21 protein-coding genes are annotated in these 24654 nt (G+C 51.1%); 3 read left to right on the top strand and 18 right to left on the bottom strand.

From position 1 onward, the window contains the following. Positions 1-32: 32 nt before the first annotated feature. The 10 genes from nusA to AB1I67_RS10115 form a co-directional block, all read right to left on the bottom strand. Positions 33-1184, bottom strand: coding sequence for a transcription termination factor NusA (gene nusA / locus AB1I67_RS10160; RefSeq protein WP_367029755.1), 1152 nt, complete (start codon positions 1182-1184; stop codon positions 33-35). Positions 1185-1228: 44 nt separating this feature from the next. Then, positions 1229-1696: a ribosome maturation factor RimP gene (gene rimP / locus AB1I67_RS10155; RefSeq protein ID WP_367029754.1), complete on the bottom strand. Its 468-nt coding sequence runs from the start codon at positions 1694-1696 to the stop codon at positions 1229-1231. A 189-nt stretch (positions 1697-1885) separates the two neighbouring features. Further along, positions 1886-3424, bottom strand: coding sequence for a tripartite tricarboxylate transporter permease (locus AB1I67_RS10150; protein WP_367029753.1), 1539 nt, complete (start codon positions 3422-3424; stop codon positions 1886-1888). A 16-nt stretch (positions 3425-3440) separates the two neighbouring features. Next, positions 3441-3872: a tripartite tricarboxylate transporter TctB family protein gene (locus AB1I67_RS10145; protein ID WP_367029752.1), complete on the bottom strand. Its 432-nt coding sequence runs from the start codon at positions 3870-3872 to the stop codon at positions 3441-3443. 17 nt (positions 3873-3889) lie between these two features. Then, entirely contained in the window at positions 3890-4978 is a 1089-nt protein-coding gene (locus AB1I67_RS10140; protein ID WP_367029751.1) for a tripartite tricarboxylate transporter substrate binding protein, read from the bottom strand. 14 nt (positions 4979-4992) lie between these two features. Then, positions 4993-6168, bottom strand: a complete 1176-nt coding sequence (locus AB1I67_RS10135) for a MalY/PatB family protein (RefSeq protein ID WP_367029750.1) — start codon at positions 6166-6168, stop codon at positions 4993-4995. A 33-nt stretch (positions 6169-6201) separates the two neighbouring features. After that, positions 6202-7584, bottom strand: a complete 1383-nt coding sequence (locus AB1I67_RS10130; RefSeq protein ID WP_367029749.1) for an MmgE/PrpD family protein — start codon at positions 7582-7584, stop codon at positions 6202-6204. Between the two features lie 56 nt (positions 7585-7640). Next, positions 7641-8147, bottom strand: a complete 507-nt coding sequence (locus AB1I67_RS10125; protein WP_367029748.1) for a 3-isopropylmalate dehydratase — start codon at positions 8145-8147, stop codon at positions 7641-7643. Between the two features lie 22 nt (positions 8148-8169). Next, a complete protein-coding gene (locus AB1I67_RS10120) occupies positions 8170-9426 on the bottom strand; it encodes an aconitase/3-isopropylmalate dehydratase large subunit family protein (RefSeq protein WP_367029747.1) in 1257 nt (418 codons plus the stop codon). Further along, complete coding sequence (locus tag AB1I67_RS10115; protein ID WP_367029746.1) at positions 9392-10840, bottom strand: MmgE/PrpD family protein; 1449 nt, start codon at positions 10838-10840, stop codon at positions 9392-9394. The genes AB1I67_RS10120 and AB1I67_RS10115 overlap by 35 nt, the downstream gene beginning before the upstream one ends. A 249-nt stretch (positions 10841-11089) precedes the next feature. Here AB1I67_RS10115 and AB1I67_RS10110 point away from each other — a divergent pair, with 249 nt between their 5' ends. Beyond that, entirely contained in the window at positions 11090-12037 is a 948-nt protein-coding gene (locus tag AB1I67_RS10110; protein WP_367029745.1) for a LysR family transcriptional regulator, read from the top strand. Positions 12038-12076: 39 nt separating this feature from the next. On the opposite strand, the gene AB1I67_RS10105 is transcribed toward AB1I67_RS10110, so the two are convergent. After that, positions 12077-13084 (bottom strand): MBL fold metallo-hydrolase, encoded by a 1008-nt coding sequence (locus AB1I67_RS10105; protein WP_367029744.1) that lies wholly within the window; start codon positions 13082-13084, stop codon positions 12077-12079. Positions 13085-13258: 174 nt separating this feature from the next. On the opposite strand from AB1I67_RS10105, the gene AB1I67_RS10100 reads away from it, so the two are divergent. Beyond that, positions 13259-14020, top strand: coding sequence for an ATP-binding cassette domain-containing protein (locus AB1I67_RS10100; protein WP_367029743.1), 762 nt, complete (start codon positions 13259-13261; stop codon positions 14018-14020). Between the two features lie 63 nt (positions 14021-14083). On the opposite strand, the gene AB1I67_RS10095 is transcribed toward AB1I67_RS10100, so the two are convergent. From AB1I67_RS10095 to AB1I67_RS10075, 5 genes are all read right to left on the bottom strand, one after another. Further along, positions 14084-16615, bottom strand: a complete 2532-nt coding sequence (locus AB1I67_RS10095) for a PAS domain-containing protein (protein WP_367029742.1) — start codon at positions 16613-16615, stop codon at positions 14084-14086. Further along, positions 16612-18348, bottom strand: a complete 1737-nt coding sequence (locus AB1I67_RS10090) for a bifunctional diguanylate cyclase/phosphodiesterase (RefSeq protein ID WP_367029741.1) — start codon at positions 18346-18348, stop codon at positions 16612-16614. The genes AB1I67_RS10095 and AB1I67_RS10090 overlap by 4 nt, the downstream gene beginning before the upstream one ends. Before the next feature lie 173 nt (positions 18349-18521). Further along, the gene (locus AB1I67_RS10085; protein ID WP_367029740.1) at positions 18522-19172 is read right to left on the bottom strand and encodes a PAS domain-containing protein; all 651 of its coding nucleotides are present in this window, start codon (positions 19170-19172) and stop codon (positions 18522-18524) included. Between the two features lie 87 nt (positions 19173-19259). Further along, positions 19260-20657 carry a Na+/H+ antiporter NhaC family protein gene (locus tag AB1I67_RS10080; protein ID WP_367029739.1) on the bottom strand — a complete coding sequence of 466 codons (1398 nt, stop codon included), beginning with the start codon at positions 20655-20657 and terminating at the stop codon, positions 19260-19262. 29 nt (positions 20658-20686) lie between these two features. After that, the gene (locus AB1I67_RS10075) at positions 20687-21766 is read right to left on the bottom strand and encodes a mandelate racemase/muconate lactonizing enzyme family protein (RefSeq protein WP_367029738.1); all 1080 of its coding nucleotides are present in this window, start codon (positions 21764-21766) and stop codon (positions 20687-20689) included. A 204-nt stretch (positions 21767-21970) separates the two neighbouring features. On the opposite strand from AB1I67_RS10075, the gene AB1I67_RS10070 reads away from it, so the two are divergent. Next, entirely contained in the window at positions 21971-22903 is a 933-nt protein-coding gene (locus AB1I67_RS10070; protein WP_367029737.1) for a LysR family transcriptional regulator, read from the top strand. Positions 22904-22909: 6 nt separating this feature from the next. On the opposite strand, the gene AB1I67_RS10065 is transcribed toward AB1I67_RS10070, so the two are convergent. After that, complete coding sequence (locus AB1I67_RS10065) at positions 22910-23293, bottom strand: RidA family protein (RefSeq protein WP_367029736.1); 384 nt, start codon at positions 23291-23293, stop codon at positions 22910-22912. A 9-nt stretch (positions 23294-23302) separates the two neighbouring features. Then, positions 23303-24649: an amidohydrolase gene (locus tag AB1I67_RS10060; protein ID WP_367029735.1), complete on the bottom strand. Its 1347-nt coding sequence runs from the start codon at positions 24647-24649 to the stop codon at positions 23303-23305. Between the last annotated feature and the right edge of the window lie 5 nt (positions 24650-24654).

Raw genomic sequence — 24654 nt, 5'->3', positions numbered from 1 at the left:
CTATCTGCTTTTCATTGACTGCCTGTTATTGCTTACTCTGAAAAATCGGCCGAATAATCCTCGGTAGCGGAAATCTCAAAATCTGTTTCCAGGTTGTCATACACCCCTTCCTCCTGATAATCGATCCCCATCTCTTCAAACAGCCCCAGCTCTCTTGCCTGGGTCTCGCTCTTGATATCAATCTTATATCCGGTCAGCCTTGCTGCCAGCCTTGCATTCTGTCCTTCCTTGCCGATGGCGAGGGACAGCTGGTAATCCGGCACAATGACCTGCGCCTCCCTTGCTTCCTCGTCTGCCACAACACAGATGACCTTTGCCGGACTTAACGCATTTTCGATCAGGAATGCCGGGTTCTCATCCCAGGTGATAATGTCGATCTTCTCTCCGCGCAGCTCATTTACAATGGAATTGACACGGGCGCCGTTCATACCTACGCAGGCGCCTACCGGATCTACGTTGGGTTCGTTGGACCATACCGCGATCTTGGTTCTGGAACCGGCTTCCCTTGCGATCGCCTTGATCTCAACGGTGCCGTCCTTGACCTCCGTGACTTCCTCCTCAAACAGGCGTTTCACCAGGTCCGGGTGTGTCCTGGATACGGAAATACGCGGTCCCTTCGGGGTATCCTTCACCTCCAGCACGTACACCTTGATACGCTCGGTAGCCTTAAACACCTCGCCCTTCACCTGCTCCGCCTCATTTAAAATGGCGTCCACCTTACCTAAGTTGATGCTGACATTCCTGCCCAGGTAGCGCTGCACGATACCGGTGACCACATCCTTTTCCTTCCGGTACCACTCGTTAAACTGCATGTTGCGCTCTTCCTCACGGATCTTCTGAAGGATAACGTTCTTTGCATTCTGGGTCGCGATACGTCCAAAGGATTTGGACTCGATCGGGAACTGCACTGTATCCCCCAGGTCATACTTGGGATCCTTCATCTTTGCTTCCGCCAGGCTCACCTGGGTAATCGGGTCCTCGACCTCTTCCACAACCTCTTTCTCCGCATAGACGGAAAAATCGCCGGTGTCCGGATTGATCACTACCTTTACATTGTCTGCCTTTCCAAAATGGTTTTTACATGCGGTCAGCAGAGAGTTCTCAATCGCCTCCAGCAGGGTTGCCTTGCTGATATTCTTTTCCTTCTCCAGCAGGTCCAGTGCCTCGATCAATTCTTTATTCATGGTTTTATCCTCCTAAAATCATTTCCATATTGTAAAAGAGCGCGTTAAAAATCAAACGCCAGCCGGATGAGCGCCAGCTCCGTACGGGCAAACACTTCCTCGCTCCCATCCTCAAGCACGATCGTCACAGTCTCTTTGTCATAAGCCTTGAGCATTCCGGTAAACTCCTTCTGCTTGTTGCGGGGCTTGTAAAGCCGGATCTCAACCTCATCGCCCAAACTGCGCTCAAAGTCCTTATCTTTCTTAAGCGGCCGTCCCAGTCCCGGGGAACTGACCTCCATGATGTAGCTGTCCTGGATAAAATCCGTCTTGTCAAGCCAGTCGCTCAAGATCCTGCTGATGACCTCGCAGTCATCCACAGTGATGCCGCCCTCCTTATCAATATAAGACCGCAGATACCAGTTCCCGGCTTCCTTCACATATTCCACGTCCACCAGCTCAAACTGATGCTCCGCCAGAATCGGAAGCAGAAACTGCTCTGTCTTTGATTCATATTCTTCTCTCCTTGTCATCCAATCACCTCTTTTCATTCTCAATGCCATATGCTGCCAAAAACTCCCGGATGCATAAAAGTAAGAGTGGACGTATGCCCACTCTTTATTAGTCATTCTATCATGTTATCATATGTATTCTACCACAGGATTATGTTAATTGCAAGCGTTTTTTACCTGTACATGGCAAAAAGCCCGAGTATCGCTCTACTATGACGCAGCTTTACTTTTTCCGATCAGGTTCTTCAACCATTGCCCCAGCCACGGCCATACGATAAACAAAACCGAAATGATCACCAGGACCAGGCTGATCGGGCGCTGTAAAAATATCAGAGGCGATCCTGTATATGCCAGGCTGTTGATGTAATTGGACTCGATCATACCGCCGAGGATGCTCGCCAGGATAAACGGTGCTGTCGGGATACTGAATTTATAAAAGATATATCCCACGATACCGAAGGCGATCGCAACGCCAATGTGGAAAATATTGTTCTTATAAGCAAAGGAACCCGTAACGCACAGAGCCAGGATCGCCGCTGACAGGATCTTCGGGTTGATCTTTAGGATCTGGGCCGCAAGATACTTGCAGTATAAAAGCGCCAGCGGCAGCATGATGATATTTCCTAAAAGGAATCCGACAATGATCAGATACGCCATCTGTGGGCTTTTGGTAAACAGTGTCGGTCCCGCAACCATCCCATGGATGGTCAGAGCGCCGATAAACAGGGCCGCTGTCGAGTTTCCGGGAATACCCAGCGACAGAAGCGGCACCATGGAGCTGGCAACAACCGCGTTATTGGCTGCCTCCGGGGCGGCAACCCCTTCCCACACCCCTGTCCCGAATTCCTTTTCCGGATGCATCCGTTTCTCTACATCATAAGCCGTAAAGATCGCCATGGTCATGCCTGCGCCCGGCATACAGCCCAGGAAATTGCCGATCGCCGATGCCCTCAGCCAGGTGGGAAGCAGACGTTTGCACATGGAAAGAGAGGGAAAAGCCACCCTGTCTTTTGCATTCTTATGCACATCCATCTCCGCCTTTTTTACCATACTGGCATCCCAGCCGTCCTTCTGCCCGACCTTCTCTGCAATTTTTAAGACAGAGAGAATCCCAAACAGGCCAATCATACGCGGGACCAGGGGAATTCCGTCCATCAGGCTCATGCTGCCAAAGGTAAACCTCGACATGCCTGTAGATGCGCTGACCCCGATGCAGGACAGCCATAACCCGAATCCCATGGAAAGATAATGTTTCCAGCAATCCTTACCCGCCATTCCAATGACTGTTGCAATACCAAGCATCCCCAGCATACAGTACTCCGGCGGACCGAATTTCAAAGCAAAGGTTGCCAGGACCGGCGACAGGAACATCAGCACCAGAGCGCTTGTGATCCCACCGAATACCGAGCTTGTCATACATACACTCAGGGCCTGCAGGCCATGCCCTTTTTGCCGGAGCGGAAACCCGTCATAGGAAGTTACCACGGCAGACGCCGTACCAGGTATCTCCAGCAGGACCGCCGGGATGGAACCGCCGCAGGCGGACGCCACATAGATCCCCACCAAAAGTGCCATGGCAATGGTTGGCTTCATGCCAAAGGTCACCGGGATTAAAACCGCGATCGTAATACTGTCGTTAAGTCCCGGCAGAGCGCCTACCGTAAGCCCCAGTGCCACGCCGCAGAACAGCGTCAGTAATACCAGAGGATCCGCAAACTGTCCAAAGCCCATAATAATATTTTCAATCATATGCTCAACCGCCTCCCTACAGCCAAATCGTGGGCAGCGGCACCTTCAAAAGATAATAGAAGATAAAAAACACCACTGCGGTTATCAGTACCGATATCAGAGGGAGCAGCTTATAGTTCCTGTAGTCCAAAGTCCACATGGTGAACGCCGATAAGAGAAGGGTATCGATGATAAACCCTATTTTCTTTAAAAGGATCACATACAGAAACATAGCTGCCAGGCTCTGAAACAGTTTCAGGGTGTTCACACCCTGAAACCGGTTCTTGTGCTCCGTTTTGCGGTACACAAAGATCAGGTCGATGATACTGACCACGATCACCATGTAAGCCACAAGATTTGGAAAAACGGAATCCCGTTTTGTCATAGACATGGTCGAAACCCGGATCCATATCCCGAATACCAGAAAAACAAGCGGGGACGACAAGGCGATCAGTTTGTTCTTATTCATAAGCCCCTCCGTATCTCTTATTCCTCACCGGCCAGCAGATAGTCTTTTAAACTGGTGACCAGTTCCGTCTTAAAATCAATAAATTTCTGATATTCCTCCGCCGACCTGCATGCAGGGACCAGGTTCGCATCCGTCATGGCCTTTATGAACTCTTCACTGCTGCACAGTCTGGTGAATTCCCCAACCAGGTATTGATAGACGTCGTCCGGCACCTTAGAGGAGCAGGAGATCGCACGGTCTGCACCGTCAATAAAGCCTTCATAACCCAGTTCCTTGAAGGTGGGAACGTCCGGCAGGCCCTCGAACCTTTCTTCTGTCATGATCGCGATGGCTTTTACATTTCCCTCTAAAATAGCCTCAGAACACTCCCCTGCCGTAAGGCAGGTCACATCCGCATGGCCTCCCATCAGCTCTGAGATCTGCATATTGCCGGAATCTGCATGAATGCTCTGGTACTCTATGGTCACTCCGGCAGCCTTCTCAAGCTTGCCTGTCCAGTCCAGAGTACGGATATGGCTGGATGTCCCAAACCCGGAATCATTGATGATCAGTTTATTGGTCTTTGCGTACTCTAATAGCCCTTTCACATCATCAAACGGCGCATCAGCCCTGGCGATCAATATCGCAGGATCCGCATTACAGCAGACGATCGTCTTGAAGTCATCAACTGAAAACGGTACATCCTTAAGAATCGGGTTTGTAACGCCGGATGCGGTAAAGGTCAAAAGCGTATATCCGTCCGGCTCTGCCGTGTTTGCGACGTATGCCTGTCCGATCGCCCCTCCGCCTCCCGGCTGGTTTTCAATAATCACGTTCTTCCCGCCAAAATACCCTCCGTCCATGGCGACCTTGGCGATCAGACGGGCCACAATATCATTTCCGCCGCCTGCGTCAAAGGGTACGATGATCGTGATATCCTTTTCCGGGAAGGACAGCTCCGCCTGCGCTGTCCCAGAGCCTTTCTCTGCCGCTCCGGCTTCTTTCCCCGAGGCCTCTGTCTGCGCCCCTGCTGCTCCCTGCTCAGCTTTTCCAGAACACGCCGTCATGGACATTATCATCGCCACCGCCACTGCTGCCCCAACTGCTTTCCGTAATTGTTTTTTCATGTTTTTTTCCTCCCTTATAGACATTCATATTGTTTTTTGATCCTGTTTAAAGCCGTCTCTATGGTGGACCTTGGGCACCCTACATTCATCCTGACAAACTGTCCGCCGGAAGGCCCGAATCCGTCACCCCGGCTGATCGCGACCAGACACTGGTTGACAAAGAAATCCGCCAGCTCATCCGGAGTCTTATGAAGTTCGGTGCAATCCAGCCACATCAAGAAAGTCCCTTCCGGTCTTACCAGTTTTATCTTTGGCATATACGTTTTGAGGAACTCATCTAAATATGCCACATTCCCTTCCAAATAAGGTACCAGCTGTTCCAAATAATCATCGCACTGTGTGTAAGCTGCGATGTATGCCGGCAATGCAAATATACTCTGTTGGATACTCCTGTTTTTCTTAAACCGCTGCTCCAGCCTGTCTTTCATTTCCGGATCAGGAACCACCAGCCCTGACCCCCTTAACCCGGCACAGTTAAATGTCTTGGAAGGCGCATAGCAGGTAACGCTGTTTCTTGCGTAAGCCTCATCCAGAGATGCCAGTGGGATATGATGATTCCCCTGGAAGATCAGATCTGAGTGGATCTCATCGATCACCATGATCACATGGTTCCTGATACAGATATCTCCCATCCTTCTCAGTTCGTCCTCCTGCCATACTCTTCCTACCGGATTATGAGGATTGCAGATGATCATGAGCTTCGCCCTGGGGCTTTCCGCCCTCTGTTCCAGGTCTTCAAAATCGATGGTATATCTCCCATCCCGGTAAATCAGCTGATTGTTGCTGAGCACCCGGTTATTGTCATGGATGGCAAATCCAAACGGGTGATATACCGGCTGCTGGACGATGATCTCATCCCCCTCCTCTGTGTATTCCTGGATCATGGTATTCATAACCGGGACGATCCCCGTGGCAAATACCAGCCAATCCTTTTTCAGTTCCCAGCCATGCTGTTTCCTGATCCACCGGATCGTCGCATCATAGAATTCCGGTACCACAAAGCTGTACCCATAGATGGGATGGCGCGCACGCTCCACAGTACTCTCCACAACCGGGTCCGGGCACCTGAAATCTGTATCTGCAACCCACATGGGCAGCGCGTCCGGATTGCCTACGCGCGCCCCCACATTATCCCATTTGGAACTCTGCGTTCCTTTTCGCCCGATTACTTCATCAAAATTGTAAACCACCAGCCAATCCTCCTTTTTTAGAAACATCTTGTGTCATTCTTCTCTGCAGCTGCAGAACCAGATTTTAGGAAGCCGGAAAGCCTCTTCGATCCTTCCAATAGCCTGGATCAGACGCTCTGCCTCACAATCAGGCATTGCCACCCCCGCCAGGTCCCTGAATTTCATGATCTCCTGCTCCTGTGTGAGCGGGCAGAGGACACTGCCGGAAATATCATCAATCTGTTTTACCAGGGTCCTTCCATCAGCCAGCCGGATCGTCATGCGGCATCCCCAGCGATTCGGATAACGCCCGCTGAACATGGGGTCGCTGACGACAGATACTTTTTTTGCCAGAGCTTCTATTCTGGCATTCTTCACCACTTCCTCCGTAAATTCCGCCTGTGTTACTTTTCCTGCCACAAGTGCAGCGGCCACTGTGTAGGGTATGCTGAATTTCGCTTCCACAGGGCTTTCCGGGTATCGTGTAAAACCACATTGCAGGACTCCGACTTCATAGGTGTCGATCCGGATATCAACAATCTTCTCCCGCCCCTTCTGACCCAGCTCTTTTCTCAAGGCAAGAGCAGCGTCGATGGCATGATGGGTGGTACGGCAGCAGGGATACGGCTTTTTGTCAATCCTCAGTATCTCAAATCTCCTTCCCAGCCCGTCCGCCAGCACGCTTAAATCCCAGGAATCTGACACCGCCCGGTAAAGTCCGCCGTCCTGTGCATCCAGGATATGTTCCGGCCCTGTCATCCCCGCCTTTGCAAGGATCGCAGCTGTCAGCCCGTTCACTGCGGCCCTGGCCGGATGCAGCTTCTTGCAGGTCGCCCCTTCCGCCAGAAATGCCCAAAGTCCGGAAGACTGGGTTCCCGCCATCCCAAATGCGGATACCATCTCCTCCTCGTCAAGCCCCAGGAGATGTCCGGCAGCGGCAGCCGCGCCAAAGGTCCCGATCACACCAGTGGTATGCCATCCCCGCTTGCGGTTGCTGACTACATCCATCGCCATACCAACTCTTGCCATTATCTCATATCCGACGATCACTGCTTCCAGGAAATCTTTTCCATTTCCACCCTGCCCGTCCGCCAGTGTCCATGCCGTGGTGACCACCACCGCTCCAATATGGGATTTTGAACCGGTATGTACATCGTCCAGTTCCAGTGCATGTCCCATCATACCGTTGAGCAGCAAAGCCTGAAATACGTCCAGTTCAAATCCCTGCCCCCATACCTGGGCCTGCAGACCGGAACTGCTCTTTGCCCACATTTTGATTTCCCGGCACACCCGGGGGATCTCATCACAGCCTACCGCTCCCAGGGCCGCCCCGATACTGTCCAGCACGCAGGATCTTGCCGCCTTGAGGACGTGCTCCGGAGCCTGTTCCAGACGAAACCCGGACGCAAACTGTGCAAGCTGCCTTAACTCCTTCATTGATCTCCTCCTATTATTATCTTGCTGCATAGTACCGGCGTCTCACTGCCGCCGAATCAGATATCCAGTGAATTATATTTTTCGATATAATTCAGGAGTCCGCCCTCACTGACAATCTTAATCTCTTTGTCCGATAATTGAAACTCCATCTCAAAAGAAGAGTCATTTTCTTTCCGGATCACCCGGTTTTCTATGTCTATGAGCAGTTCGTCCCCCTCCTCGATCCGGTCCGTGTCACACTCGATAAGCAGCATCCCGTTATTGATCGCGTTTCTGTAAAAAATCCTTCCGAAGGTTTTTGAGAGCACTGCACCCACTCCGGCCTCCTTGATGATCAAAGGCGCGATCTCCCTGCTGGAGCCGCAGCCAAAATTGCGGTCGGCCACAATAAAATCATCCTGTTTCACATTTCCCGCAAATTCCGGTCTGGCATCCTCCAGCACATGCCTGGCATATTCCTTTGGATTCGCCCTCAGTGAGATCAATCGCCCCGGAGCGATAGAATCTGTGCTCACATTACTGCCAAACTTCCATGCCCTTCCTTTAATGCTTTGTCTTATCATTTTGTTCTCCTCCTCTGTTTCTTTACATGACCTCCCTTGGGTCCGTGATATAGCCTCTGAGTGCCGTCGCCGCAGCCGTCGCAGGGCTGGAAAGATAGATGCTTGCCGTGGGGTTGCCCATTCTTCCTTTAAAGTTCCGGTTCTGGGTAGCCACGACCACCTCATTATCACCCGGTATCCCCTGATGGACGCCCATACATGGTCCGCAGTTGGGGGCCTCCACAACGGCTCCCGCCTCCGCGAGGGCAAGCAGTGTGCCATCCTTCATGCACTCTTTATACACATGGGTAGAATTGGGGATCACCAGGAGCCGCAGCCCCTTTGCAATCTTCTTCCCTTTCAATATCTCCGCCGCAATATGAAGGTCCTCTGTCCTCCCGTTGGTGCAGCTTCCGATAAATACCATATTGACCTTCTGATCAGAACAGTTGCGTGCGAGATCCACATTTTCTACATAATGAGGTCTGGATACCAGCGGTTCTAAGGACGCGGCGTCAATGTCGATCACGCGCTCATAGGACGCTTCCTCATCCCCCCTGATTTCCCTGTAATCGTCTTCCCTGCCAAATTGTGCGAGAAACGCCCTGGTTTTCTCATCGGTCTCCATGATCGCGTTTTTCGCTCCCACATCCACACCCATGCTGGTAATGGTCAAACGCGCGTCCATGCTCAGTGAATGGATCGTATCCCCGCGGAATTCAAGGGACCTGTAGATCGCCTGGTCCGATTTAATGATACTTGCCAGCTTCAGCATGATGTCCTTGGAGTATACCCCTTTGGGAAGCTCCCCATTTACATTGATGCGGAAGGTCTCCGGGACCTTGATCCAGGTTTTTCCGTAGCGGACCACCGCCACCATATCGGTAGAACCGCAGCCGGTGGCAAAGCTTCCGAACGCCCCGTGGACCGTGGTGTGGGAATCTCCCACAATACAGATGGAGCCGCATTTTAAATATTCCTCATACACATGAGCATGTACATGCCCGGTGCCGCCTTCTTCCCAGTGGCAGCTATGGCTGCATGCATATTCCCGGGTAAGAGCATGTTCATTGGCGATCTCCCGGGTGGGGACTGGCCCGAATTCATTGGCAAACAAAACCCGTTCCGGATCAAACACCGGTGCTCCCTCATATCCACGCTCTTTCATCAGTCTCACAAGCAAAGGGCCTGAGCCGTCATGAAGCGCCGCAAAATCCACGTCCACCACGACGGTTTCCCCTGCGCGGACCGTTCTTCCCATCTTCTCACTTAAAATCTTTTCTACCAGTGTTTCTCCCATTGATCTCTTCCTCCTGTTTTTCATTCTCTGCATCGTTCCGGTTTTTTGTCACCTGAAGGCATTTTAAAAGCTCCCCGATCTGATTTAGCCTGTCAATCCGCTGAATGGTATCCGCAATCTGCCCGATCTGCTCATCCGTATAAAAATGCTCCAGATTATTTCGGAACTTTTCCATGACCGCATCCATGTCCGCCGGATTTTCCGGAGTCCCGATCTCCCACCTCTGGTCGTATACCTGTTCCGTCCCATCCTTTAAAAACAGCTTGATCCATCCAGGAAAATATCCCGGATTGCTTTTGCTGTCATCTGCGATGCAGACCACTTTTGACATCAGCTCCCGCACTTTCGGATCCTGCGCCAGCCGCATGTCGATCTCCCATGGACTTACCTTTCCCTTTAATATACTGACCGCCACCACGTAGGGCAGGCTGAACCGCATCATATAATCGGTCTCCGGATTCTTTTTTGCCGCTTCCGGTTCACATACGATATGGTAACAACGTTCCTCGATCCGGCACTCGATCCGATCAATATCCTCTGTACATACCTGAAACTCATTTTTAGCCCGGAACATACAGTCGATAAAGGAATGGGTCATATGGCAGACAGGATACATTTTAAAGGTGATCTCCGGTGTATGCCAGACCCTGCCCAAGTCATCAAACTCATCGAGACCTTCCGTTGTGCCCAAATGAGTCTTCCAGACTCCAAATTCCCCTTCAAATACCTTTCTGGGTCCTGTAAAACCAGCCTGCGCAAGACGGACCGCATAGACCGCGCTGTGGGCGCCCCAACCAGGATGCAGTTTTTTCACCCAGCTTCCATCCCGCAGAAATTCCTGGATCCCAGCCGCCTGGCTTCCGCATATTCCCAACGCATTCACCAGGACATCCTCTGTCACCTTCCAAAGCTTTCCCGCTACGCAGGCCGCGGCAAACGGAGCCACGACTGCCGTGCCGTGATACCCTGTATCATGGAACTTTCCTCTTGCCGCCAGCGCCAGCCTTACGATGATCTCCCAGCCAACAATCACAGCCTCATAGATCTCTCTGCCGGAAGCTCCTACGGATTCCCCCACAGCCACGGCCGTACTTAACACCGACGCGCTGGGATGGACAATCCCCGCCACATGAGTGTCATCATAATCTGAGCCGTGGATCAAGCCCCCATTGTATAAAGCGGCATCAGAAACCTGAACCCGGTCCCCGGTCCCCCACAAGGTGGATACCGGTTTTTCCTCCATCCCCATCACAACCCTGCGGATTGCCTGAGCATGTTCCTGCTCCATATTTGCCATGGCCACCCCGAAGGTGTCCATCAGCAAAAGTTTTCCGTATCCGATCACATCGGGAGGAATCTGATCCATTTTCTGCCTCAGCGCAAACTCCGCTATTTTTTCAGAAACCGTCTTCATTTTTCTCTCCTCATCAGTTATTTTGTAGTTTTATTATAAATGCATAAAAGGGCGAAAGCTAATACACAGATAATATACATTTTATTCAAAATTCCTATTGGAATATTTCGGCAATTTCTGATATATCTATATTATATGCTGACTCAATTATCAAAACTTGACATTTCTCGTTCAATATTTTACACTTATCCTGTTGCGTAATATGATTGGAACTGTTGGAGCTGCCGAACCGGCTAAGAGGAAATCTACATGAATTTAAATATACGTGATATTGAATATATCCTGGCGATCGCAAATGAAGGAAGTGTGACCAAAGCCTCCCAAAAACTTTACATCGCCCAGCCCTCCCTGAGCCAGACCCTCAAAAAGGTAGAAGCCGAACTGGGCGTAACATTGTTTACACGTGTGAAGGGCCGGCTAAAGCTGACCCCGGAAGGAGAATTTTTTATCAATGCAGGAAACCGTATTATCGATATCACCCGGGAATTGGACACCAATTTTTCCTGTCTGTCCAATGTGACCGGCGGGAAACTGGTAGTTGGAGTCCCTTACCTGTTGGGCACACTGGTGGCGACCTACATCATCCCCTTGTACAGGAAACGTTTTCCCCGTATTGACATACAACTGGTGGAATCCTCTTCTACTGAGCTGGAACAGCTCCTCATGGAAGGGGCCATCGATATCAGCGTCATGCCCCTCCCCTTTAAATTCAACGAGTTTCCATACCATATGTTCCTAAAGAGCAGAATGGTTTTTCTTGCTGCTAAAACAAGTGGGATAAAAGATTACTGCTACTGGAAGGACAAGAAAGACCGCTTTCCTTATGTCGATATCACACAACTGAACAACGCCCCGTTCATCATCGGACATCAGGGTCAGCGGATCCGGACCATCAACGAAACTATTTTTAAAAAAGCAAAAATTTCTCCCCGCATAGTCATGACCAGCCGCAACCAGGAAACCATCAAGCGTATGGTTTCCAACAATATCGGCTATACCTTCATTCCTGAACATTATCTGGAAATATTCGGTTCTTTTGATTACCTGGACTGCTACTATCTGGAACCAGATGTAGACTATGAGTGGAAGGTTGTGATCGCCTATTATGACAAGAGCCATATCTCCACAGCCATGAAACATTTTTTAGATATTACAGATGAGTATTACAAGGATTCCATCCTTGACAGCAGCACATAAAAACGGCAGAGGCGCTGATTGATTGCACCTCTGCCGCTTTTACGTACAGGATTGCCAGTACAAGATCCCATCCCGTTCCGTCCGCTCCACAAATCCCTCCCCGTACATATACTCCAGGCAGGAGAAGGTTTTGATCCAGATCTGGGTACAGGACAGGAAATGCCGGTAGTCCGGCGGCCCCTGGCTCCGCCCATAGGCGCGCACCCCCACGTCCCGGGTGGTCAGCGGCCTTCCTTCTTCCTCCAAAACCCTTTTCATTATCGCACATTTGTCCATGTAACCAAGCACGATCCGGTCCACCTCTCTGCCGATATCCTCAATGGGGCCATAGTGAGCTGTCAGATACAGGCAGTCTGCATACTTGTGCTTCATCTCCTCCATAGAGGCAAGGTAGCTCTTTAAAAGGCCCAGGTCCTTCTGCTGGCTCCCCACATTGGGCACGATATTGGTCATGATCTGGTCGCCGCAGAACAAGAGGCGGTGCTCAGGCTCGTACAGCCCGCACTGACCGTAGGTATGCCCTTTCATGGAAACCACTTCAAACCGGTATTCTCCATAAGCGAGGACCGTCCCGGGCGGCGCCGGAATAAACGGGAAGTCTCCGTCCCTGCGCCACTCTTTGTGCGCCCGGTCGGTGTAGTCCATAATAGCCTCGTACACCTCCGGCGTATCCTCCTTCGTGACCCCCACCGTCCGCAGGCTCTCCTTCCGTGTACGGTCATCCGACAGATAGCAGTGCAGCAGATCCGCCCGCCGCCGGGTCTCATCCGGGTTCATGAACACTTTAGCGCCCAGCGCTTCCAGCTCCGGCACCAGCCCTGTGTGGTCGGGATGGTCGTGGGTAATAAAAATATCCAGATCTTTATAGTCAATCTCTAAGGTCTTCAGCATTTCATGGACAAACTGCCGGTCCTGGGGCAGACACATGGCGGTATCCACCATCAGGCTGCGCCCCGGCTGCTTCACCACCAGTAGATTCCTCGGAATGATGTGCTGCCCCGGATAAAGGATCGTTTCTTCAAATATATTGTGATAGAGTTCTTTCATGTCATATTCTCCCTGTTCTATTGTAAGAACTCCTGACGGAAATGTCAAACGAATTTCTGAAGTTGAAAAATCCCGGCAGGTACATCATCCCCGATCGGAACATACGTTATTATATGCCCCTTATCCTTACAGAGCAAGGCAATCCACCACATTATCCATTTAGGAGGTCAGTCCATGAAACCCAAGCTGGAGGCATGCGGGGTCAGTTATTCTTATCATTCGCTGGAAGGCGAGACCCCGGCCCTTTCCAATATATCATTTACTGTTACAACCGGAGAATTTCTTGCGGTAGTCGGTCCGTCCGGCTGCGGCAAGTCCACCCTTTTATCCCTGCTCAGCGGTCTTTTAGAGCCTGAGGAGGGCGCAGTGCTGATTGACGGCACTCCCATCCGCCAGTCCGGTGCGAGTATCGGCTACATGCTGCAGAAAGACCATCTGTTTGAATGGCGCACCATCTACGGCAATGTTTCACTCGGATTGGAGATCCAAAAAAAATTGAATGAAGCGTCACGCACCCACTTATCAGAAATGCTGGGCGCTTATGGCTTAAGCGGCTTTGAGACCGCTCATCCATCCGAGCTGTCCGGAGGGATGCGCCAGCGCGCCGCCCTGATCCGGACTCTGGCACTAAAACCAGACCTGCTGCTTCTTGACGAGCCTTTTTCCGCTCTGGATTATCAGACAAGGCTCTCCGTCTGCGACGATATCAGCAGCATCATCCGAAGCACCGGGAAAACGGCGATCCTGATCACCCACGATCTTGCGGAGGCTATCAGTGTTGCTGACCGGGTCGTCATCCTGTCTGCACGGCCGGGACAGGTCAAAGCCATTTTCCCCATCACATTCGGCGAAGAATATGACAGTCCGTTAAAACGCCGGAATGCTCCGGAATTCTCACAGTACTTTAATCAGGTATGGAAAGAACTAGAGCAGTGACCGTTGGGGCTGCCGCATGGATGATCAGTGCGGCAGCCCCAGACTGTACGTTAGCTGTTTTCTTTACACTTCCGACTCGTTCTCTGCCGTATTCTTCTCCGCCAGTTCATACCGCACGGACTTCATCTCAGGACTATATTTGCAGAAGGCGCCTTTCCCCTTCAGTTTGGCGGCAAACAGAGCGACGTCCGTCTTGCCGTAAAGGTCATCAAACTCCGTACCCTGCTCCGGTATCATCACATACCCGGCAGAGGAAGAGAAACGGATGGACTGCCCCTCCTTTTCATGCATGATGGTCATGGCGTTTATCACCTTCGCCAGCTTCCGGAGCAGATCCTTCTCCCTGATATTTTTACAGAGGATCATAAATTCATCCCCGCCGATCCTGCAGATGATATCATCCTTCCGGAAAAACTGTTTCAGCTTCCTGGCATTCTCCACGATCATTGTATCCCCAAAGGAGTGGCCGAACACATCGTTGGCCTGTTTAAAATTGTCCAGGTCAAACATCACCATGGCTGCCGAGCTGTCACCAATGTTCTGGATATACTCCTCGATCCGCGGAATAGCCGCCTGACGGTTGAACAGCCCTGTCATGGCATCTGTTTCCGCCATCTGGGTCAAGTGCAGTACCTGCCTGCGTTCCTCGCTGATATTCCGGTAGTATCCCACCGCTTTGACCGGTATCCCGTTCTCATCCCGGAGCGTCTCACAGGCCGCCGTAAGCCAGACATGCTTTCCGCTCTCTATCTCGATCGGAAACTCACAGTGTATACTGGTGCCCGGCACATTATTTCTCACACTTTCCAGATATTCCTTCACATTCTCTCTGTATCTCTCCGGCATATACCCGTCTTCCATGATCACTTCCGAAAAATCCTCAAGCACCATCTGGCCGTTTTCCTCCTTAAACCATCCGCGGCTGAATGCAGGAAACAGCGCTGCCGAACCAGATATCCTCAGAGTATTTTTCTTAAAATCCCAATCCCAGCTGTTGATTCCCGCCTGCCGCAGGATGCTCTCCAGCTTCAGGCCTGTCAGCATCAGCTCATGCTCTTTCTGTTTGATATTGGAAATATCGCTGTATACACAGAGATAGGTTACGCCGTCCTGGTCCAGCAAAACCTTTCTGGCAAGAAAATTCGCCCAGATGATCCTTTCATCCCGCAGCCGGAACCTCACCACATCCTGATAATCCTCGCCAAGCCTGATCGCCTTTTGTAAATTCTCGCGGACCCTACCGGCATCCCCTTCATACAGGAACTCCTGGTAATTGCCGTCATTTAATATCTTTTCTATGTACTCCGCCGCGTATCCATATTTCTGCATCAGCCCATTGGCTATGACTTCATAGCTGGCTCTGTCCTGCTTCCACCGTAGCAGGATCATGCTGTCCGGCATATATTCCACCAGCATTTTCATCCTGTTGCGGAGAATAACTGACTCTGTAACATTCAGAACAACTCCCTGGATAAATCCCCTGCCTTCAAACTCGGTATAACGGCTCTGGTCCATCACCCAGATGTATCCCCTGCTGCTGAGCATACGGTATTCCAGACTGCCGGCTTTGTCATACTCCACCAGCTCCTTTACACCAGATACCACACGTTCACGGTCGTCCGGATGGATCATATTGATAAACTTGCTGCCGAATTTTTCCTGGATCTCTTCCCTGGTATAGCCAAATACCTCAAGGAACCGCTCGCTGATATAAATAAAATCGTAATCCGGCGTATTGGCACACCGATGGTAGCCGCCAGGCATGACTTTATTGATATAAAACAATTCTTCATTCTTCCGCATCAACAGTGCATTCCGTTCCAAAAGCTGCTGCTGTGCTGCCATCGCTTCCGAAATGTCCGTGCAGGCGCTGACGATCGCCAGACGCCCGTCCTCTGCGCGGATAACTTTTCCCTTGTCCAGCGTCCAGAACCAGGTGCCGTCCTTCTTTGGCATCCGGTAGCTGGTCATATACTCCAGTCCCAGATAATATTCCGGTCCGATATCTGCTGCCACTCTTGCCCGGTCATCTGGATGAATGGTGTTTTCCACCTTCTGGCCGATCGCCTCTGCCAATTCCTCATAAGTATCGTAACCCAGAAGCCGGACCATCTCATAATTGGCAAAATACAGTGGAAATCCCGGTTCACAGTAACCGCCAATCATCCCGCCCGGCGACATCTGTGCTGCGATCGTGGCTGCAGCCCGGCGGTTCTCCTCCGTCAGCCTCATAAAAGACTGGTCGTCATTGGAAATATTCACCACAGATGCCAGAGCCCGCTGGAAGGATTCCAGCTGATCCTCTTTCTGCTTCTGACCAGTCACATCGCTCAATGAACCATAGTAGATCCGGTGTCCATCCTGCTCTCTCAGATAAAAGAGCCGTATCCTGATCCAGAGATAGATCCCGTCTCCTGTCCTGCGGCGCACCTCTCCTTCAGCGCCCTTTGTCTGGTTTTCACGCGCCCTCAGGAACAGGCCGTGCAGGGTCCCCCGGTCCTCCGGATAGATCTCCTGCAGGATTTCCATACGCTGTTCTTCCAGCTCCACCATGCTGGTACGGGTAACAACACAATATTTTTCATTGGCTCTCACAAGCTCCAGCCTGTCACCATGGACATCGTAAAAGCTGCTGCTCCCAGAATGTTTCCTGCCATGGTATCGCTGAGCACATCCTCATTGAACAGATCCCGCATCCGCACCGGCTCCATCTTCTGCAGAGTGATACCCCGGTAGTCTACATTTTCCTCATGGACGATCAGATCCTCCATATCCATCGGCGGCATCGGACGGTAGAAATAGTATCCTTGTCCATAACTGCAGCCCACATTCAGCAAAAACTCCACCTGTTCCTTTGTCTCCACACCCTCAGCGATCAGCTTCAGACCCATGATATGCGCCATCTTGGCGATCGCCTCCAGGATGCTGACGCCACGTCCAAGGCTGTTCTCGTTCAGGTCCAGGAACTTCATATCGATCTTCAGGATATCCACGCTCACATCCTTCAGCATGTTGAGGGATGAGTACCCGCTGCCGAAATCGTCCATCAGAACAGTAAACCCGGCAGACCGCAGGGCCTCCACAATACGGATGACCTCATCAAAACGCTCCACATACGCGCTCTCGGTTATCTCGATCTCGATCAGCCGCGGCTCCAGATCATAGCGTTTCACCAGCTGCCGGAACGTCTCCACCACATCGATCGCAAAAATATCTACGCAGGAGACATTGACTGAAATCGGGATCGGCTGCCTTCCCTGGTCGATCCAGCTGCGGACCTTTTTGCACACGGATTCCCAGATAAATATATCCAGGTTGGTGATCAGTCCGTTGCTCTCCAATAAGGGCAGAAACGTCCCGGGAGAGATCACCCCGCGGACAGAGTGGTTCCATCGAACCAGCGCCTCCAGCCCCACGATCCTGCCTGTGCTTAAATCACACTTGGGCTGGGTATAAAATACAAATTCCCCGTTCTCCATCCCCCGCTGCACTTCTGACAAAAGCAGGTGGTCCTCCTCCATCCGCTGCTTCATACGGCGGTCATAATAACAGATCCGCTGCGCATAATTGCCCTTGATGGAATTGGCGGCAATGACCGCCCTGTCATACATGGCGCTGAGGGAATGCTCCCGCTCCTCTATCTCGTAGACGCCAAAGGTGGGCAGAAATCCCGCATTCTCTCCATACGCCTTCACATATTCTGTGAGGCTCGCCTGAATCCTGCAGATCTCCTCTGCATCATCCGGCATCAATATAGCAAAATCATCTCCGCCAATATAACCGGCGACGCCCTTTCCCTCCTGCTGGAGCTGCAGAAGACGCCTGCCGATATCCACAAGGAGCTTATCCCCCTCCTTCTGTCCATACCAGTCATTGAACAGCTTGAAATGTTCAATATCTATGGCAACCAGGCAGTAGCGCCCTTCTGAAGCCTCATCCAAAAACTCTTCGCCCTTCTGGAAAAATGCGCCGCGCTTGTACAGCCCTGTCAGCGGATTCAGCAGCTCCTCGTACAGAGCGTCATCTTCGTGGATCGAGGTGGCAAGAATAATATGGCACCTGTCCTTCCCCGGCCAGGCGAGATCTCCCGTCCCAATGTTGATCCAGCATTTCATCAGCCGGTTATAATACAGGGTCTCGCTGCCGCTTTTTCTGGCAAGCGGACAGACCTGACAGGGCTGTTTCTCCCCACAAAGCCGCTCATAACAAAAATCGCCTGTCTTTGCCTGCGGATACTTCTCCTGCAGCACCTGATTGAAATATACCAGACGGTACTCATCATCAATCACATAGATGCTGGTATTTTTGTTCCCTGATATTGCTGCCATACACTCACCTCTTCCCCCTCGGATGAACGCCTCCTAATTCCTGTTCTTATTATAATATTATATGAGGGGTTTCGCAACTGCATATTCGATGCGGCATATTCAATGAAGAAAAAGAGTGCGGACAAAAAAGGAACAGCAGGCAAAAGCTCCACTGCTCCCGCCTGCTGCCCCACTCAATCATCCTTTTCGGTTACCTTACGCTTCCCTTTCACTTCATCAAGATAACTGTAAATCGTAACCTTGGAGACCCCCATCATGGACGCCACCTTGTCCATAGCTCCTTTCACCAGGAATATCCCCTTTTCATCCATAAATCCCACGATCTCAACACTCTTTTTCCGGGACAGGTTCTTTACATCCACAGTGCCTATGATCTTAAGGATCAGTTCATCAATGACCGCCATCACATTCTGGTCCACATCCTGTTCCGCTTCCACAGTCTCCTCTGCCGTACACAGAAACGCCCCCAGCTGGGACTGCATCACCTGGGCCGCCGTGATATCAAAATTGATACACAGCATGCCGATCACCTCGCCCTCCCCGTCCCGGATCAGGGCGGAAGAGGACTTGATCTTCCTGCCGTCGGAAGTCTCGACCCGGTAATTGATCATCCGATCGTCCTTAAAATTCTTGTTCAGCAGTACCTGTTTGACCAGATGATCAAATGTCTGGCCTACCTGCCTCCCCGTGACCGCTCCGTTCGCCACATGCACAACAGAGCTTTCAGGCCTGGACAGATCATGTACCACCACCTCACACTGTTCCCCAAACGTTCCTGCAATTGTATCCGCTATTACAAAATAAGATTTTAAGATTGGATTCATATTCCACCTGCTTATAATTTTATATATTAATCGTATACCATTTTATAAAAATGTGCAACAGGAATCCATTCTCTTCTATTCTATTTCTCAGGCATATCCCATGACTGTTGCAATGACTAACAGCACACTGCCGATCACACACCACAGACCGAACAACTTAATTGCATACTGAAACCATTTGCCGAACGGTACTCCCAGAGCTCCCACAAATCCCATGGTTGCCGCAGCGTGGGGAAGGATAAAGTTACAGAACCCGTCGCCAAAGTTAAATGCAAGTACTGCGGTCTGTCTCGAAATACCGATCAGATCAGCCACCGGTACAAAGATCGGCATGGTGGTCGCCGCCTGTCCGGAACCGGATGTCACAAAGAAATTGATGATGATATGAGCGAGGAACATCAATGGCGCCTGAAGAAGCTTTGGCACCTGGATCAGCTGTCCCGCCAGAAAATGTACGATGGTATCCAGCACATTCCCCTGCGTCAGGATCAGCGAGATCACATAAGCGAACCCGATCATCATCGCCGTACCGCACATGCTCTTGACGCCCTTCATAAACTCCCTGCATATCTCGTTGGGCGTCATGCGGTAGGTGATCCCTGCCAGAAGCCCCATATACATGAAGATTGCCGACGCCATCGGATTGGTCAGCTTCCCCTGAACAGCAACATAAATCATGTACAGCAAACTCACCAGCGTCACAAGGCCTGGAAGCAGATGCTTTTTCTCCAGCTTGGGAGCCTTTGACAGGTCAAAACTCATCACCCCTGACGTATCCACCCCATACATATAGCTCTTTGTGGGATCTGCCTTCACCTTGTAAGCATAACGGATGATGTACACCACCGTCACCGCGTAAAACGGTATCATACAAAACAGCCGGTACCCCATTCCGGAGAAGGTCGCCAGTTCTGCCACCTGCTGGGCGGTTCCGGTATTGGATAAGTTCATCGCGCCGCAGGAAAATCCGACCGCGCCTCCCAGCATGATGATGGATACTCCCACAATAGCGTCCATCCCCATGGACGCTGCGATCAAAAGCCCCAGCGGAGCCAGCGGGATAAACGTATTCAAGTTGACCGGCACACACAGGACCGCAAATACTGCAGTCACCAGCGCAATGACCATCCATTCCTTTCCCGACGCCTTCTGGCTTAAGGAGGATGCCAGCCCCTGGAACATGCCGGTACTCAAGACGATACCGAGACCGCCGCCGCTGCATAAAAGTACAAAAATAACATTTCTGGCATTATTAAGACCATCCGTCACATAATTCAGTACTGTGATCGGATTAACCGGAGATGATTCGATATAATGAAAGCTTTCCGCATCCACCACGGTCTGCCCCGCTTCATTGGTCGTCCTGACATATTCCCCCGCCGGGATCAGATAGGTAAGCACTGCTGCCAACAGCATAACGACCACAATGATCACCAGAGAATCCGGTATCGCAAGTTTCTTTTTTGATAACTGCTGTTTCTCCATAGTATTTTCCCCCATAGTAATTTCCCCGTTTATTTCACACGATAGTCCTTCAGTACCTCATAGTTGATATCCAGTCCGGTTCCCGGCTCCCTGTTTGGCGCCACCATCCCTGTTTTGGGATCGAAACGGATCGGATTCTTAAATGATTCATAAATCTTTGCATCATACTGCGGTGGATAGAATTCTGCCATTACCACATCTGGTACAGCACAGTCCAGCTGAATGTGGATCTGCTGCTGTCCATGGGGGCTCAGAGCCACATTGTCGGCGCGGGAAAGGGCCGCTATTTTCAGAAACTCTGTGATCCCTCCCAGACTGCCCGCATCCGGATTCAGGATCGCCGGCTTCCCACGCCCGATCAGATCCCTAAACCCATAGCAGGTGTATTCATTTTCACCTGTAGCCAGGGGGATCGGGCTCTTTTCTGAAAACATGCGCATCCCGTCATAGTCGTCCGGCATCACCGGCTCCTCAAACCAGTAAGGCCGGTACTCTGCGATCATATTCGCAAACTCCACCGCCTCATATCCGCGGTATGCACAATTTGCATCCACCATCAGGCGCACATCGTCCCCGATCACCTCGCGGACCGCCCTGACGCGGGCTGCATCCTCCTTCATACTCAGGACACCGACCTTCATTTTTACATTTTTTACGCCCCAGCTTAAATACTCCTCCATCTCTTTCTGAAGCTCGAGGATCCCTTTATCCTTCGCATAATACCCCCCGGCGATATAGCAGGGGATCTCCTCCCGGTACCCGCCCAAGAGCTGGTATAACGGGATATTGGCCGCTTTGCTCCTGATATCCCACAACGCAATATCCAGAGCCGAGATGCTTCTGGTTGAAATGCTCCTCCTCCCCAAAACCTTTGTCTCCCACATCTTGTCCCATAACCGCTCCACACAGAATGGATTTTCACCGATCAGGAATTTTTTCAGATATTCCACATAATCCACACTGTAGCTGGTCCCATAACCAGTGATCCCCTCATCGGTCTCAATCACCGCCAGGTTCAGCTCATTGTGTGTGAAAATATGCTTTCCATTCTGAATTGGTTTTTCCTTCGGCCATCGGTAGCTCTGGGAATACACATCAGTAATCTTCATATAACCCCTCCTTAGAATTGACAAGCGGGCGCGCTCCGCTTTATCTGTTTTTTATTTTAAAGAAAGAATCCTTCCGTGTCCAATTTGTAATTCGTCAGTGAGTTATAATAAAAATATTATATCTATAAAAATAGTTCTTGATTAATTAGAGTTTGTTCATATATAATAAAAGCAAATAATTATAACTTGCCACGGAGGAATTTTATGGACCAGTTCGACTATATCCTTGCTGTCGCAGAAGAACGGAATCTGACAAAAGCGGCAGAGCGGATGTTCATCAGTCAGCCAGCTATGACTCTGCGTATCAAACGCCTGGAGGAGGAGCTTGGGATCAGGATCTTTGACCGATCGAAGATCCCGCTTGAGATCACTCCCGAAGGAGAGCTCTATCTGACTGAGATGAAAAAGATCAGGGCTATGGAAGAGAAATTGTTCTATACCCTTCTTAGCTACAGGCACACATCTCCACGGAACCTGGTTCTGGGAATCGGGATCAACCGAGGACGTTTCTGGCTTCCCTTATTGCTTCCAGAGCTATGCAGAATCCATCCCCAGCTTTCCATCCAGACACAGGAAGGTCCTGACAGCGAGACAGAGGCCCTGATAAAAAATGGATCTGTGGACCTTGGCATTCTCGCCACAGCAACCGTGTCCCAAGAACTTTATGCCGCTGCACTGTCGACAGAAGATGTCTTCCTGGCAGTCCCCAGGAACCACCCTGTCCTAAAAGGCCGCGACCTATCCGGAAATAGTACGGAAAACCCCTGTATCCTCACTCCTGAATGCTTAAATGGCCAGAGATTCATCCTGGGGCAGCCGGGGTATGGACTATCCCGGTTCAGCAATTTCATTTTTTCACGTTACCATATCAAACCGGGATACACATTAAATATCAACAACAGCGAAACATCTTACTGGCTTGCAGGCGCCGGCATGGGGATTGCTTTTACGCTCTCTGTTTACCATCAGAACTCATCTTCCATGGAAGGACTGGAGCGCCCTGTTCTCTGTTCCATTGAAAACACACCTTTGAAACGCAACATCTCTCTCGTCTGTAAGGCCTCCCGCAAAGACGACAGCATGATCCAGGCGGCAATGGCTAAAATCACAGAGATCATGGGACGAGCCCGGCTTTAACCTGACCTACAATGCCGCAATCGCCTCAATCTCAACTTTAAACCCAAAGTGCAGTTCCTTTGCATTGACAATGGTACGGGCCGGCCGGTGTTCTTTAAAGAACCCGGCATAGGCTTCATTTACCTCCCCCCAGTCGTCCATACTGCATACATAAGCTGTAGTCTTCAATATTTTACTGCGGTCGGAGCCCAATGCTTTCAGTATCAGCTCAATATTATCCAGTGCCTGTTTTGCCTCCTCCCGCACCGTACCGAATTTCCGTTCCCCCGTATCTGCATCCACGGAAAATTGGCCGGATACATAGATCGTTCCATTATGTACAGTTGCCTGGACATAGTGTCCATTAGGCTGTATATTGCATACCTGTGCGACAGTTTCCATATTATCCATTACCTCTCTTTAAAAATCTCCCGGAGCTGCATCCCCAGGGAGCAGACTCCGGTAACCTCCGCTGCCCGTTTCTTTCTTAAAGTCTTCCCTTACCTGTTCTCTCAGCCCACTGTTTTCAAACAGCTCCGCCGCCACTGCCGCCATGACACAGGCCGCCAGGTGCATCCCCTTCTTAGCGACAGAAGATTTCCCCTGGGCCGTGCTGCGCCAGGAATGGAGCGCTGTACCCGCCGCATAAGCAGTAATACCCAGAGAGAGTGTTGGCACATTCCAGCTCACATCACCTACATCTGTAGAACCACTGAACGGCGCATTTTCCTCAACCACCCTCTTGTTGATCGGCTCAACCGCACCTCCTTCCTGATACGCTGCTGCGTATGCCAGTTCCTCCTCCGTATAGTACAGAGGACAGAACTCCCGCATTTTTTCCAAAGCCAACTCCCGCAGCGTACGGTTGGGAATGATATTGGCATACGCCGATACCACCTGGATATCCACCCTGGTATCTGTCATCAGTGCAGCTCCCCGCGCCACATTGCAGACCCTTTCAAATATCTCCTCAAGCTGGTCCTGCCCTGGCGCACGGATACAATATATTTCTTCCGCATAGGCCTGTACCACATTCGGCGCTGCTCCTCCTGTATTGGTCACTGCATAATGAAGCCTCGCCTCCGGGATAATATGTTCCCTGAGATAATTGCAGCCCACATTGGTAAGCTCTAACGCATCAAGGGCGCTCCGTCCCATATGGGGGTTGGCGCTGGCATGGGCGCTGACCCCATGGAACCTGAAGAAAAATCTCATGTTTGCCAGCGTATGGTTCATAACCCCGTTGGCGTCCATAGGATGCCAGGTCAGGCAGATATCGGCATCCCGGAACACTCCGGCGCGGACCATAAAGCCTTTTCCTGCCCCGCCTTCCTCCGCCGGACAGCCATAATACCGCACTGTTCCCTTTAAGGCTCCGCCCTCTATCAGTTTTTTTACCGCATATGCCGCTTCCAGGCTTCCGGTCCCCAGCAGATGATGTCCACATCCATGTCCACAGGCTCCCGGTACAAGAGGTTCCTGAACGGTCGAATCCGCTTTCTGGCTCATCTCCGGCAAAGCGTCATACTCCCCCAAAAACGCAATGACTGGCCTGCCGGTCCCATACTCCCCCATGAATGCCGTCTCGATCCCGGCGATCGGCCTTGTGACCTGAAAACCGCATGCATCCAGGGTCCTGCAGAGCAGCTTTGCCGACTCAAATTCCTGGTACCGCATCTCCGCAAATTCCCAGATCTGGTCACTGATCTGTTCAAAAGCTTCCCGTTCTTCCATGATGATCCTTTGTATTTCCCGTGTGTCCGCCATATAGG

This window comes from Clostridium sp. AN503 (assembly GCF_040719375.1).
Taxonomy (GTDB): domain Bacteria; phylum Bacillota; class Clostridia; order Lachnospirales; family Lachnospiraceae; genus Brotaphodocola.
The sequence above is the reverse complement of the archived record's forward strand: the minus strand, read 5'-3'. Positions and strand labels throughout refer to the sequence as shown.